We start from the raw sequence: 14,003 nt of genomic DNA, 5'->3' as shown, positions 1-14,003 counted from the left end.
TTGAATGCAAGCCTAGCACTGAACGAAAAAAAACGAAAAAAAGGCGGGCACGGCTGAATGCCGGCCCGCCTGTTCCGTCACCGCAAGGTGTCAGCCTACCACTTCGGTGTGTACTTCAGCGTGAACTGCACGTTGCGCGGGTCGCCATAGTAGTTATTCGACCCGGTGGTGTTGTAGGCCGGGATGATGTAGCGTTTGTCGAAGACGTTGTTGACGTTGACCGACAGGGCCACCTGCGGCGTGGCTTGCCAGGCCAGGCGCGCATTCCAGATCGAGAAGCCGGCAAGCTTGAAGGTACGCTCGGTATCGACCGTATGGCTTTGCATGTTCACGCCGGCGCCGACACTGAACTTGCTCCACTCGCCGGGCAGGGTATAGCCGGACCACAGGCGCAGCATATGCTTCGGCGTCCAGGTCGAGAAGATCTCGCCCTTGTTATCGGGATCGTCGAGATAGGTCGTCGTCGTATAGGCGTAGCCGGCCGACAGCTGCAAGCCGCGCGCCACTTCGCCGGCCACTTCCGCTTCCAGGCCCTGGCTGCGCACCTTGCCCGAGGCGCGCGAGCAGTACCAGCCATCGCAGGCGAAACCGGCAGCGTAGTCGTTGACGGCGCGGTCCTTGTGGTCGTAGCGGAACACGGCCAGCGAGGTGTTGACCCGGCCGTCCAGCAGTTCACCCTTGATGCCGCCCTCGTAGCTGCTGCCCGTGATGGGTTTGAGGGTATGGCCAGCCACATTGTGGTTCGTCTGCGGCTGGAACACGTCCGCATAGCTGGCGTAGGCCGACCATTGCGGCGTCAATGCATAGATCAGGCCCACTGATGGCGTGAACTTGGCCGCGACCCTGGTGGTGTCGCGATAGCCGTCCGGCGTGGCATACACGAAGTCGTACCAGTTGAAGCGCCCGCCAAGCAGGGCTTTCAGATTGCTGGTCAGCTGGCCGTTCCAGGTGCCGTACAGGCCTTTCTGGCGCATGTCATAGGTGCTGGTGCTGGTGACGCCTGTTGGGCGCGCGGCGATGGTGTCAAAGTCCTGCCAAGGGCGATGGTGGTTGATATGGAAGATATCCGCGCCCGGCTCCCACGCACGCGCATAGCGGTCGTTCGACGTGAGGCTGACATAGCTGGCGCCGACGACGACTTCCTGCGCGATTCCCAGGCCGTCGAATTTACCGCGCACGAAGGCGTCGATGCCGCGCTTGCGGTTGTCGAAATCGGTGGAAAAGTCGCCATAGCGCGCGCCGCTGCCGTCGGGATTGATGGCGAAGGCCGTGCGCTGGTGCGTGGAGCTGGTGCTTTCATTCATGCCCAGCGCGGAGGCTTTCAGGCTCCATTGCGTATTGAAGTGGTGTTCCAGGTCCAGGTAGACGGTGCTTTGCTCCACCTGGCTGCGGTTCCAGTCGGCACCCGTGAAGGTAGAACGCGGCAGTGGCAGTTCGCTACCGTCCGCGTAGCGGGGCAGGCCGATGAACGTGGGGCGGCCGTGGGCCTTGACATGGCTGGCGGCCAGGCCCACGGTGGTGGCGGGCGCCAGGTCATAGTCGAGCGCCGCGTACAGGGTGCGGTTCTTGCTCCACACCCGGTCGATGAAGGAATGGGTGTCGTCTTCATCGACGATGGCGCGTCCGCGCAGGCTGCCATCCGCGTTCAAGGGGCTGCTGACGTCGAGCTGGGCGCCATAGTGGTCCCACGAGCCGGCGCGCGCCGTCATGCTGACACTGCGCGCGGCGGTCGGACGCTTGCGTACCAGGTTGACGGAGCCGCCCGGACTGCCCGTGCCAACGAGCATGCTCGATGCGCCGCGCAGCACTTCCAGGCGGTCGTAGATCACCATGTTTTCCTGGCCCCAGTTACCCAGCGCATAGGTGTTGCGGTCGATCGGCACGCCGTCGTACTGCCACTGGTCGATCTGGAAGCCGCGCGCCGTGATCACCACGCCCGGGCCCACGCCATGCACACCCACCACGCCGGTGACGTTGTTGACGGCCTCGCGCAAGTCCGTGATGCCTTGGTCGTCCAGGCGCTGGCGTGTCAGCACGCTGACCGATTGCGGCATGTCCTTCATCGATTGCTCGCCCTTGCCGAGGGTGATTCTGCGCGCCGTGTAGGAGCCGCTGCCTTCCGTGGTGGCGCCTTGTTCGGCCTGGCCAACGATGGTAATCGAGGGCATGGTGCGCTCGGCCGCCGAGGCGGTACTTGCCGCCGCCGTGGGTGCGGACGCCGGCGCGGCCACCAGCACATAGCCGGTGGGCGTCTTGCCGATGGCGTATCCGCTGCCGCGCAGCAGCACGGCGAAACCGTCCTCGATGGCGTAGCTGCCTTGCAGGCCTGCGCTGGTCAAACCCTGCACCTTGGCCGCGTCGATGACGATGGATACCCCTGCCTGCTGGGCATAGCGGTTCAAGGCACCGGCCAGCGGACCGGCGGGGATGGCATAGCTGGCGACTGCCGGCACGGCCTGGGCGATTGCCTGGGCCTGCAGGCCGGCGCCAGCCAGCAGCATGGCAGCCAGGGCCAGGGGGCGCAGCCGCGTGCGCAGGGTGTTCGGGGAAACGGCAAGGACTTGAACGGACATGGTGACAGCCTTTTTTGAATGATCTCAGCTGCCTTGACGCACGAGAGGCGCAAATTGGAACCGCGAACGCACAATTTTCTGATTTATTTTTTGGCCGGACCGCTGGCGGGGGCGTCGACCATCACCAGGTAGCGCGTCAGCATGCGGATGCGCAGCTGCGGGAAATTGTCGATCAGCAGTTGCAGTGCCTTGTCCGTGTCGTCCAGAGGCAGCACGGCGGCCACGCGAATACCCGCTATCTGCGCCCCGTCGTAATGCAGCTGGCCGGGTCGGTGGCGGGCCAGCTCGTCGAGCACCTCGGCCAGCGGCAAGTCGTCGACCACCAGCTGGCGCGCGCGCCACGCCTCCTGCACGCTGGCCGCATCGATGGCTTGCATCGGGCCCACGCCATCTTCCGTGATGCGCGTGCGCTGGCCCGCCTGCACCACGACGGCCGGATGTTGCGGAACCTGCGCCAGGACTTTGGACTCCAGCATGCTCAGGATGGTGGCGCCGTCTTCCCTGCGCACGGCAAAGCGCGTGCCCAGCGCGCGGATCGCCGCCTGCTTGCTATCGACGATGAAGGGGCGCTGCGCATCCTTGGCCACATCGACGAGGATGTCGCCACGCACCAGCTCCACATGCCGTTCGCCCGCATTGAAACGCACGTTGACGGCGCTGTCGCTGCCCAGTGTGAGGCGGCTGCCATCGGCCAGGGTGTGCGTCTGCCATTGTCCCGTGGGGCTGCGCAGGTCGGCCAGCAGGTAGGCGGGGCGCTCACTGGTGACCAGCGCACCTGTCAGCACCAGCACGGCCACGGCGCTGGCCGCGGCCAGCTGGCGCAGACGCTGGCGGGGACGCTTTTGGGCGATGGCGGCCAGGGCGGCGCGCGCGGGCCTATGGTCGCCGCCGGCCGGCTCGCGCACGGCGTTCAATTGACGCAGCAGGTTTTCCATGCCGGCGGCCACTGTCGCGTGCAGCGGGTCGGCTGCCTTCCATGCGGCGAAGCCGGCCTGCGCCATGTCGCGCTCGGCCGCGTCGTCGGCGCTCAGGCGCACGATCCAGTTCGCGGCCTGCTCGGCTGCCACATCGGTGCGGGGGCTATTCATGCCGCCATGGCCGGGCAGGCGTGGCGGCACGCCAGCAAGGCTTGCACCAGGTATTTTTGCACCATGCGCGTGGAGACGTTCAGTTGCGCCGCGACAGCGGCCTGCGGCTGTTCTTCCAGGTAGTGCAGCAAAAAGGCGTCGCGTGCCTTGGCCGATACTCCGGTCAGCGCCGTGGCGATCTGCTCAAGCGCCTGCACGGCCATCAGGATCTCGTCCGGCGAGGGCGCGCCGGGCAGGCTGTCGGCCAGCAGGGCCAGTTCCGCCAGGTAGCTGCGCTCGAGTATCTGGCGGCGCGCGCGGTCGAGCAGCAATCGCTTCGCCGTTGTGGAGAGATAGGCGCGCGGCTCGCGCATGCCGAAGAGGGCGTCGCGCGAGGCGATGATGCGCACGAACGTGTCTTGCGCCACGTCGGCTGCGCCATGCGGGCAACTGAGTTTTTTGCGCAGCCAGCCGAGCAGCCAGCCGTGATGCTCGCTGTAGAGCGACTGCACTTGCTGTTGCAGGCTGGGCTGGGCGATGGACATAAGGTTGCGAAAGATTATGAATGAGAATTATTCTCATTGTAAGCGCCAGTGGCGGCTTGCCACAATCCCCAATGCTTGCGGATGAGGCGGGTGTTGCTTACAGGCCGCACGCGAGGCTGCCCAGCAATGAAAAAACCCGCCGCTGCGCGAGGCAGGGGCGGGTTTATCGAGACTGCAAATTCTTGGTGGTGATAGGTGGACTTGAACCACCGACCCCAGCATTATGAATGCTGTGCTCTAACCAACTGAGCTATATCACCAAACAGACCGGTCAGACCGGATGCTCGTTGTGGCCATGGCGAACCATGATCCTTGTTCTTTGGTGGTGATAGGTGGACTTGAACCACCGACCCCAGCATTATGAATGCTGTGCTCTAACCAACTGAGCTATATCACCCAACAGCCGAGCATTATCCAGTCTTCCCATTTCCTTGTCAATGCCGGCCATGAAAAATCTGTGGATTTTTCGTGGCGGCTTGGCGCTGTGATTATTTCAGCAAGGGCTGGATTTGCGCCAGCATGGACGAGGCCGGGTCTAAGCCCAGGCAATCGATGACGATACGTTCCGGCATGGCGCGCAGCCTAAGTCGAGCCTAGCGCCTGGCCGGTGGTTGTGTGGCGACGCTTATTTTAGCAAAGGGACGATTTGTGCCAGCATGGCGCTGGCCGGGTCTAAGCCCAGGCAATCGATGACGATACGTTCCGGCATGGCGCGCAGCCTAAGTCGAGCCTAGCGGCTGGCCGGTGGTTGTGTGGCGACGCTTATTTTAGCAAAGGGACGATTTGTGCCAGCATGGCGCTGGCCGGGTCTAAGCCCAGGCAATCGATGACGATGCGTTCCGGCATGGCGCGCAGCCTAAGTCGAGCCTAGCGCCTGGCCGGTGGTTGTGTGGCGACGCTTATTTTAGCAAAGGGACGATTTGTGCCAGCATGGCGCTGGCCGGGTTTAAGCCCAGGCAATCGATAACGATGCGTTCCGGCATGGCGCGCAGCCTAAGTCGAGCCTAGCGCCTGGCCGGTGGTTGTGTGGCGACGCTTATTTTAGCAAAGGGACGATTTGTGCCAGCATGGCGCTGGCCGGGTCTAAGCCCAGGCAATCGATGACGATACGTTCCGGCATCGAGCGCAGCCAGGTTAGCTGGCGTTTGGCCAGCTGGCGCGTGGCGATGATGCCCGTCTCGCGCAAGGTGGCGCGGTCGATGCGGCCATCGAGGTACTCCCAGGCCTGGCGGTAGCCCACGCAGCGCATCGAGGGCAAGCCGGGATGCAGGTCGCCGCGCCGGCGCAGCTGCTCCACTTCATCGAGCAAGGCATCGTTTTTCAGCATGATGTCGAAGCGCGTGGCGATGCGTGCGTGCAGCACGGCGCGGTCAGACGGTTCCAGCGCGAACGACTGCAACTGGAACGGAAGCACGGTCTTTTCGCGCAGGGCCAGCAAGGCCGACATGGGCTGGCCGGACAGGGCGATGATTTCCAGCGCGCGGCCGATGCGCTGCGCGTCCTGCGGCGCCAGGCGCGCGGCAGTGATGGGGTCTTGCTGCGCCAGGCGCGCATGCATGGCGGGCCAGCCGATGGCGGCCGCGTCCTCTTCCAGCTGCGCGCGCAGAACAGGATCGGCACCGGGCAAGTCGTCGAGGCCATCGGCCAGACCCTTGAAGTACAGCATGGTGCCGCCGACCAGCAGCGGCAGCTTGCCGCGCGCCGTGATTTCGCTCATCAGGCGCAGGGTATCGTTGCGGAACTGCGCCACCGAATAGGCGTCCAGCGGGTCGATGATGTCGATCAAATGATGCGGTACCTGGGCCAGTTCCTCTTTCGACGGCTTGGCCGTGCCGATATCCATGCCCCGGTAGACGAGGGCGGAATCGACGGAAATGATCTCGGACGGGATGGCTTGCGCGATGGTCAGCGCACTGGCCGTCTTGCCGCTGGCCGTGGGGCCCATGATGGCGACGGCCAGGGGGAGGTGTTGAGTGTTTTGCATGTTGACTCTTGTAAGGTGGTGCGTAGGTCGGCTTAGCGCAAGCGTAAGCCGACGTGATGCCGCCGCTGCAGTGTCGGATTACGCTGCGCTAATCCGACCTACTGGCCGCGCAGGAACAGTTTATCGAGGGCGTTAATTTCGACCTGCACCCACGTTGGCCTGCCATGGTTGCACTGATCGGCGCGTTCCGTGCTCTCCATCTGGCGCAGCAGGGCGTTCATTTCCTGCACCGACAAGATCCGGTTGGCGCGCACGGCCGTGTGGCAGGCCAGAGTGCCCAGTAATTCGTTCTGGCGCTCGATCAGCACGCGCGAGCCGCCGTATTCGCGCACATCGCGCAGCACGTCGCGCGCCAGGGTTTGTGCGTCGGCGTTCTTCAGCAGGGTCGGTACGGAACGCACGGCCAGGGTGGTGGGCGACAGGGCGGCGATGTCGAAGCCCAGCGCCTTTAACGTCTCCTGGTTTTCATTTGCCGTCGACACTTCGATGGCATCCGCGTAAAACGTCACGGGGATCAAGAGCGATTGCACCTGCATGTCCTGGCCCGAGACTTGCGCCTGCAGCGCGTTTTTCAGCTGTTCGTACAGAATGCGCTCATGCGCTGCGTGCATGTCGACCAGCACCAGGCCCTTGGTGTTTTGCGCCAGGATGTAGATGCCATGCAGCTGGGCCAGGGCAAAGCCCAGCGGGTATTCTTCGCGCGCCATCGCTTCGGGCGAGGCGATGTAGGGCTCGACCTGCGTGATCGGCGACGTTGCGGTGCCGCCGCCGAACAGGGCACCATAGGCCGCCGTATCCTGAGCGATGCCTGGCGCCTCGGCAAAGAAGGGACGGGCCGCACCGGGCGAGGCGGGCGCAAAGGTGTTCGTAAATTGCGCGCCGAACGAGGTTTGCGTCTGCTCGCGGCGCCAGATGCCGGGGCCACCGCTGGCGGCGCCAGCGTCGCCAGCACCCAGGCTGGAAGCGGCCGGCAAGGGAGCCGGCACGCTGCCGAAGGCCGTGGCCGAGGTCTGCGCCAGCGCGCGCTGCACGGCGTGGAAGACAAACTGGTGTACGGAGCGGCTGTCGCGGAATCGCACTTCGATCTTCGACGGGTGCACGTTGACGTCGACCAGGGCCGGATCGAGGTCGAGCGCCAGCACGTACGATGGGAAGCGGTCGCCATGCAGCACGTCCTGGTAGGCCATGCGCACGGCGTGCACCAGCAGCTTGTCGCGCACGAAGCGGCCGTTGACATAAAAGAACTGGCCGTCGGCGCGCGCCTTGGACGCCGTCGGCAAGCCGGCAAAGCCGTGAATGCGCAGGGTGCCGGCCGACTCGTCCAGCGCCAGGCGCGCTTCGGCGAAGTCATTGCCCAGGATGTGGGCGCTGCGCTTGGCCAGTTCGCTGATATTCCACTGGTCGATGGTGCGGCCATTGTGCGACAGCGAGAACGCCACATCCGGCCGCGCCAGGGCGATGCGACGCACCACTTCGGCGCAGTGGCCGTATTCCGTCTGTTCGGATTTGAGGAACTTGCGCCGCGCGGGCGTGTTGAAATACAGGTCTTGCACGTCGACTGTGGTGCCGTGCGCGCCGGACGACGGCGAGACGCTGCCATTGTGCGAGCCGACGATTTCCCACGCATGGGCAGCGTCCGCCGTGCGCGAGGTCAGGGTGACGGCGGCCACCGAGGCGATGGATGCCAGCGCCTCGCCGCGAAAGCCCAGCGTGCCCACGTTTTCCAGGTCGTGCAGGGAGGCGATTTTTGAAGTGGCGTGGCGCGCCAGGGCCAGCGGCAGCTGTTCCTTGTCGATGCCACGGCCATTGTCCGTAATCGCGATGCGTTTCACGCCCCCTTCTTCCAGCCGTACCGTGATCTGCGTGGCACCCGAGTCCAGTGCGTTTTCCAGCAATTCCTTGACCACGGCCGATGGCCGCTCGACCACCTCGCCAGCGGCGATTTGCGAAATCAACTGGTCAGGCAGGGCCTGGATCGGGCGGTGGGGCGTGATGGGAGCGTTCATGCGGTAATTATACCGGGGTCAGACCCGTCGGGTCTGACCCCAGCCCTTGTTCTTGGGCTAAAAGTTGGCCTACTTCGCCACCTCCCGCACCGGTATCGGCGCGTTGCACAGGTCGACGTGGCCGGCCGTGACTTTGCTCCAGGGGCCGCCTCGGTGGCGCTGGGCTTCCAGCACGGCCTGGTAGGCGGCGCTGTCGGTGCGCATCACTTCCAGGTTTGCGCGCTGCTCTGGCGGTACGCTGGCGGCCAGGCGGATGGTCTTGATCGGCACGTTTTTCTCGGGGCTGTCATAAAAGCCCATGGGGCCAGCGCCCCGTGGCAGGGTCGACAGCAATGGCATGCCGGAGACCACCCGGCCGACGACAGTGATGTCGCGGTCCAGGTGGCGCGGCGACTGGCCGATGACGGCGTACAGTTCCGTGCCACCGCCGCTGTCGCTGGCGCTGTCGCGGCCCACGCCCACGGTGGCGTAGCAATGCGCGAGCCAGGCCGTGCCGGTTTTCGGATCGCGCGCGGACGGGAAGCCGTTCGAATGGCCCACCTGCGGCGCATAGCCGTCAAGGTCCGGCAAGCGCGTGAAGCTCTTGACGTTTTTCAAGGGCACGGTGAATTCGCCGGGCAGGGTGCGCTGGGCATGCAAAATGGGCTTGGGATTTTTCTCGTTCGGATCGCCCCACTGCGCCACCCAGTTGTCCTGCGCCCGCGTGATGGCCAGACCGTCGTAATACTGTTCGGCTACCAGGCCCTTGATATTGGCCACGTGCTTCGGCGCGAAGTCGGGCGCCAGCTCGATCACCACGCGACCGGCGGGAATGTCCATGTACAGGGTGTTGTCAGGGTCCAGCGGACGCCAGTCGGACGGTTTGGAGGCCTTGATCACGTCGGCGAGCGTCGCCTTGGCGGGCAGCTCGGCGGGCGCCTTGATCTGGACAGGTGCCGCGTGGGCGGACAGTTGGACAAGGCCCAGCACGGTGGCCATGGTCAGGCTGCTCAGTGGATGCAGATACATATTCTCTCCTGGTCGGCGCGAATTGCACCGGTCAGAAAGTGTATACCGGAATGGCAATATTTCGCTGAAAAAACATTGTGCGGGCCGAACATGGCCTGCGCGAAGGAAGGCTGGCCTGCGCAAGTTGGCGAGGGTATTTCCTTAACCTTTACTTAAATTGCCACACGCGCAAGGGCGGCACATAATTAATCCTGAAATATCGGCCCGGGGACTGCCGTTGCGCTGGCCGGGTGGTGTATGATTCCGCCGCTACCTTTAGGGAAAAATATATGGATTTTGTGCAATTCCTCGACATGATCGTACATGTCGACAAGACGCTGGGTCTCTTGATCGAGCAGTACGGTACCCTCGTGTATGCAGTGCTGTTTGCCATTATTTTTTGTGAGACAGGCCTCGTGGTGCTGTTCTTCTTCCCTGGGGATACCTTATTGTTTATCGCCGGCGCGTTTTGCGCGACGGGACAGATGCACCTGGGCTTGCTGATTGCCTTGCTGGTGACGGCCGCCGTCACGGGGAACACGCTCAATTACTGGATAGGCGAGGCCATCGGGCAAAGGGTGTTTACCCACGATTACCGCTGGATCAACAAGGATGCCATGCGCCGCACGCATGAATTCTTTGAAAAGCATGGCGGCAAGACCATCATCCTGGCCCGTTTCGTGCCGGTGGTACGCACCTTCGCCCCTTTCGTCGCCGGCATTTCCGACATGACGCATGCGCGCTTCCAGATGTACAACGTGACGGGCGCCCTGTTGTGGGTGGTCGGCCTGGTGACGGCGGGTTACTTCTTCGGCAATATCCCGTGGATACGCGACCACCTGACCTTGATCGTGCTGATCGGTGTTGGCGCCGCCGTCGTGCCAGTGGTACTGGGCGGCATGTGGAAGCTCTACAAGCGCATGGTCGGCAAGTCGGCCTAAGGCCGCATGGATCCGGGGCAAGCGCGTTGCGGCACAGCCCGCAGCAGGCCCCGGATCCCGTTTTTCTCTACGTTGTTTTTGTTTTACTCCCACGCTGATTCAAGTTTTGCAGCTTTCCAGCCGTAAACCAGAGGGTATTCTCACTTTCTGGATTTCCATGCGACATTTGAGCGCCCTGTTAGCTTGCAGCCTTGCCGCCATGGCGTCCATGGCAAGCGCCAAAGATGCCCCCGCGTCGGCGACCGCCGCCGCATCCGCGCCCATGTCGGCGTCGGCGCGCGCGGCTGCCATGAAAACCCTGACCGAATCGGTGAAGGGCAAGGAGGCCAAATCGCCTGTCGTCGTCGCGCCCACAGTGCGCGAGAAGGAGGAAGCGGCCGAAGTCGACCTGTCCGAGCGCATCGCGGCGCGCCTGGCGGAAATGCGCGCCACCCAGGCGGCCCGCGCCGCCGCCCGCGCCAGGCGCGCCGCCGTGGTGAAGGCCGCGCCGCCACCACCGCCACCCGTGCCGCGCGGCACGCACTGGTCGTACGAGGGCGACAGCGGCCCGGCCAACTGGAGCAAGATCAATGTCGACTGGGCCAAGTGTGGCAATGGCAGCCGCCAGTCGCCGATCGATATCCGCGATGGCATGAAAGTGGAACTCGAACGTATCAGCTTTGACTACCACCCGTCGTCGTTCAATGTGGTCGACAATGGCCACACGGTGCAGGTGGGCGTGAGCGGCGGCAATTACATCACGGTGCAGAACCGCATGTTCGAGCTGCAGCAGTTCCATTTCCATCGCCCTTCCGAAGAGCGCATCAATGGCAAGGCGTTTGAAATGGTGGTGCACCTGGTGCACCGCGACGCCGAAGGCCGGCAAGCTGTGCTGGCCCTGCTGCTGGAACGCGGCGCTGCGCAAGCGACCATCCAGACGGTGTGGAACAACCTGCCGCTGGAAAAATTCGAGACCATGCAGCCGACCATCCTGCTCGACCCGGCCGAGATGCTGCCGACGCGGCGCGATTACTACACCTACATGGGATCGATGACGGAGCCGCCTTGCAGCGAAGGCGTGCTGTGGCTGGTGATGAAGCAGCCGGTACAGGCCTCGCCGGCGCAGATGGCGCTGTTCAGCCGCTTGTATCCCTTGAATGCGCGGCCCATCCAAGCGGGCAATGGCCGCATCATCAAGGAATCGAATTAAATAAATGCGAGGCGCTGGCGGCCGGTCCACTCGGCGCCGGCAGCCAGCGTATCGGGCTGGATCAGTGCCGGCTCGATGCAGATGAAGCGCGGGTATTCGTCGTCGGCCAGGTCGGGCAGGGCGGCTGCGTCTTGCGCGCCGGGGTTCCACACGACGGCATCCGTGAAGCCCTGCTGCTCCAGGCGCAGCGTGTGGCTGCCAGACTGCAGGGTCAAGGCGCCCGGCAGCTGGTAGTAGATGCGGTCCAGCTTGTCGGCGAATTGCAGCCACTCTTCCGCCTGCAAGGCATCTTGCGGCGTCTCGTCCGAATAGCGCACGCGCTGCAAGCCGCCAACGCGCGCCTCGCTCAATTGATCAATCGCAAAATAGCTGTGCAGGGCGGCCGAGAACGGGAACGCCTGCTCGCCCGTGTTGTGCACGGACAGATTCAGTTCCAGCGATTGGCCTTGTACCTCCACGCGCAGGCGCAGGGTGAAGGCGCAGGGCCAGGTGGCGCCGATTGCGTCCGGCAGGTCCGTGTGTTGCAAGATAAATTCCGCATGGGCGGCGCCATCGTTTTCGCCGCTGGACGCGAGCTGCCAGGTCGCCACGCGGGCAAAGCCGTGGCGCATGCCCGTGCCGCGCGCGCCGAACTGGGGAAAGATCACGGGTACGCCGCCACGGATGGCGCGGCTGCCATCAAGGCTGGATGCGCGGCTGCAGAACAGGCGCTCCTGGCCATCGCTGGTCTGCCACGAGACCAGGTGGCCGCCATACAGGGTGACGGTGGCCTGCGCGCCATCGGCGGCGCGGATGGTCACGGCCGGCAACTGGCCAAAAGTACTCTTGCTCATGCGGGTGTCCATGTCAGGTCAAACGGCTTTTCGCCAGCGGCGGATTCTTGGCAAAGTAATTCTTGATGCCCGTGACGATGGCGTCGGCCATCTGGTCCTGGTAGCCATTGTCGGTCAGCTTGGCTTCTTCTTCCGGATTCGAGATGAAAGCCGTCTCGATCAGGATGGAGGGGATGTCGGGTGCCTTCAGCACGGCGAAGCCGGCCTGTTCGACGGAGCCCTTGTGCAGGCGGTTGATGCCGCCGATTTCGCGCAGCACGGCCTTGCCCAGCTTCATGCTGTCATTGATCTGCGCCGTCGTCGACAGGTCGAGCAGCACGCTGGCCAGCTGCTTGTCGTGGTTCTTCACGTTCACGCCGCCGATCAGATCGGCCTGGTTTTCCTTGTTGGCCAGCCAGCGCGCGGCAGTCGAGGTGGCGCCCTTTTCGGACAGTACGAAGACGGACGAGCCGCGCGCCGTCGGCTGGATGAACGCATCGGCGTGGATCGAGACGAACAGGTCGGCCTGAACCTTGCGTGCCTTTTCCACGCGCATGCCCAGCGGGACAAAGAAATCGGCGTCGCGCGTGAGCATGACGCGCATGTTCGGCTGCAGCTCCAGCTTGGTTTTCAGGCGCTTGGCAATGGCCAGCACCACGTCTTTTTCGCGGCTGCCCCTGCTACCCATGGCGCCCGGGTCTTCTCCACCATGGCCTGGGTCGAGCGCGATGGTAATCATGCGCACCACTTTCTGGCCTGGCAATGGGCGTGCCTCGGGGCGCTGTTCGGGGCGGATATCGGCTACGGGCGGCACGATGGGCGCGACCGGTGGCACCACTGCGGCCACGGGCGGCTTGCCGCTGTCGGGCAGGGGCAGCGCGGGGGGCGGCGTATGCGTGCCGGCCATTGGCGGTTTGGCAGGGTCGCTCGACCAGTCGCCCTTTTCGATCATCTGGGCGATCAGGTCCGGCTCGCGCACGGGATACAGGTCGAAGATCAGGCGGTGATTGTAGGAGCCGGCCGGCGGCAGGGTAAACAGCTGCGGCGTGACTTCTTCCTTCAGGTCGAACACCAGGCGCACGACGTTGGGCCGGTTCTGGCCCACGCGCACCTGCTTGATGTACGGATCGTTCGACTGGATCTTCGCCACCAGGCCCTTCAAGGTGGGATTGAGTTCCAGTCCTTCGATGTCGACCACCAGCCGTTCCGGGTCCTTGACGATGAAGTGGGTCGCCTTCAGGATGCTGTCGTTTTCCAGGGTGACGCGCGTGTAGTCCTCGGCCGGCCAGACGCGTACGGCGAGAATTTGCGCCGCCATCGCCGACATGGGCGCGAACACGGACAACAGCAGGGTGCCGCCGGCCTTGAGTACCGTGCGCCGGGTGATGGGCGAGGAGATCAAAGGTTCGGGGCGAATTTGAGACGGTGAAGGCATGACAGACCCAATTCAGAAGACGCTTGCAATTCTACATCACGTCCTGTACCCGCAACGCTCAAATAAACATTCAGGTCAGCCGGCGGCAACACCGGTTCGGCTTTCTCCGGCCATTCGACGATGCAGATATTGCGGCCGTCGAAGTCTTCGCGAAATCCCGCGTCGAGAAATTCCTCGGCACTGCCCATGCGGTACAGGTCGAAGTGGATGACGTTAATGGGCTGGCCATCGAGCTGCACCGCGTAGGGTTCGGACAGCGTATAGGTGGGGCTTTTGACGTGGCCCGCATGGCCTGCAGCGTGCAGCAGGGCGCGCGTGAGCGCCGTTTTGCCGGCACCCAGGTCGCCGTGCAGGTAGATCGCCAGTCCGGGCGCCAGCGCGCGCGCCAGCGCGGCGCCCAGCGCGGCGGTGCCGGCTTCGTCGTGGAGGTGGGCTTTGAAGTGTTCGGTCATTATCTTCGGTAT

The 14,003-nt window shown here is 64.0% G+C and carries 11 protein-coding genes and 2 tRNA genes; 2 read left to right on the top strand and 11 right to left on the bottom strand.

Annotated elements, in window-relative coordinates; genetic code table 11:
• Positions 1–95: 95 nt before the first annotated feature.
• From CLU92_RS16125 to CLU92_RS16090, 8 genes are all read right to left on the bottom strand, one after another.
• Positions 96–2,573 carry a TonB-dependent receptor gene (locus CLU92_RS16125; RefSeq protein WP_101482715.1) on the bottom strand — a complete coding sequence of 826 codons (2,478 nt, stop codon included), beginning with the start codon at positions 2,571–2,573 and terminating at the stop codon, positions 96–98.
• A gap of 83 nt (positions 2,574–2,656) precedes the next feature.
• Positions 2,657–3,661 carry a FecR domain-containing protein gene (locus tag CLU92_RS16120; protein WP_101484719.1) on the bottom strand — a complete coding sequence of 335 codons (1,005 nt, stop codon included), beginning with the start codon at positions 3,659–3,661 and terminating at the stop codon, positions 2,657–2,659.
• The gene (locus CLU92_RS16115) at positions 3,658–4,185 is read right to left on the bottom strand and encodes a sigma-70 family RNA polymerase sigma factor (protein ID WP_101482714.1); all 528 of its coding nucleotides are present in this window, start codon (positions 4,183–4,185) and stop codon (positions 3,658–3,660) included. The genes CLU92_RS16120 and CLU92_RS16115 overlap by 4 nt, the downstream gene beginning before the upstream one ends.
• Positions 4,186–4,368: 183 nt before the next feature.
• Positions 4,369–4,445 (bottom strand) — tRNA-Met (locus CLU92_RS16110).
• A 60-nt stretch (positions 4,446–4,505) separates the two neighbouring features.
• Positions 4,506–4,582: transfer RNA gene (locus CLU92_RS16105), tRNA-Met, on the bottom strand.
• A 639-nt stretch (positions 4,583–5,221) separates the two neighbouring features.
• Positions 5,222–6,169 (bottom strand): tRNA (adenosine(37)-N6)-dimethylallyltransferase MiaA, encoded by a 948-nt coding sequence (gene miaA, locus CLU92_RS16100; RefSeq protein ID WP_101482713.1) that lies wholly within the window; start codon positions 6,167–6,169, stop codon positions 5,222–5,224.
• A 98-nt stretch (positions 6,170–6,267) separates the two neighbouring features.
• Positions 6,268–8,175, bottom strand: coding sequence for a DNA mismatch repair endonuclease MutL (gene mutL, locus CLU92_RS16095; RefSeq protein ID WP_101482712.1), 1,908 nt, complete (start codon positions 8,173–8,175; stop codon positions 6,268–6,270).
• Between the two features lie 69 nt (positions 8,176–8,244).
• Positions 8,245–9,183: a peptidylprolyl isomerase gene (locus tag CLU92_RS16090; protein WP_101482711.1), complete on the bottom strand. Its 939-nt coding sequence runs from the start codon at positions 9,181–9,183 to the stop codon at positions 8,245–8,247.
• Positions 9,184–9,452: 269 nt separating this feature from the next.
• On the opposite strand from CLU92_RS16090, the gene CLU92_RS16085 reads away from it, so the two are divergent.
• Positions 9,453–10,103 carry a VTT domain-containing protein gene (locus CLU92_RS16085; protein WP_071075583.1) on the top strand — a complete coding sequence of 217 codons (651 nt, stop codon included), beginning with the start codon at positions 9,453–9,455 and terminating at the stop codon, positions 10,101–10,103.
• A gap of 208 nt (positions 10,104–10,311) precedes the next feature.
• Positions 10,312–11,292, top strand: a complete 981-nt coding sequence (locus CLU92_RS16080) for a carbonic anhydrase (RefSeq protein WP_373918145.1) — start codon at positions 10,312–10,314, stop codon at positions 11,290–11,292.
• Here CLU92_RS16080 and CLU92_RS16075 read toward each other — a convergent pair.
• Genes CLU92_RS16075 through tsaE form a run of 3 tightly spaced genes read right to left on the bottom strand, consistent with a single transcriptional unit; the run spans position 11,289 to position 13,991 of the window.
• Positions 11,289–12,125, bottom strand: coding sequence for a D-hexose-6-phosphate mutarotase (locus CLU92_RS16075; RefSeq protein ID WP_257561101.1), 837 nt, complete (start codon positions 12,123–12,125; stop codon positions 11,289–11,291). The two genes, CLU92_RS16080 and CLU92_RS16075, sit on opposite strands and share 4 nt — an antisense overlap.
• A gap of 13 nt (positions 12,126–12,138) precedes the next feature.
• Positions 12,139–13,539 carry an N-acetylmuramoyl-L-alanine amidase gene (locus CLU92_RS16070; RefSeq protein ID WP_101482709.1) on the bottom strand — a complete coding sequence of 467 codons (1,401 nt, stop codon included), beginning with the start codon at positions 13,537–13,539 and terminating at the stop codon, positions 12,139–12,141.
• Positions 13,503–13,991: a tRNA (adenosine(37)-N6)-threonylcarbamoyltransferase complex ATPase subunit type 1 TsaE gene (gene tsaE, locus CLU92_RS16065; RefSeq protein WP_101482708.1), complete on the bottom strand. Its 489-nt coding sequence runs from the start codon at positions 13,989–13,991 to the stop codon at positions 13,503–13,505. The genes CLU92_RS16070 and tsaE overlap by 37 nt, the downstream gene beginning before the upstream one ends.
• Between the last annotated feature and the right edge of the window lie 12 nt (positions 13,992–14,003).

It is taken from the genome of Janthinobacterium sp. 61 (genome assembly GCF_002846335.1).
Classification (GTDB): Bacteria; Pseudomonadota; Gammaproteobacteria; order Burkholderiales; family Burkholderiaceae_D; genus Janthinobacterium.
This window is presented reverse-complemented; position numbering and strand designations above follow the sequence as displayed.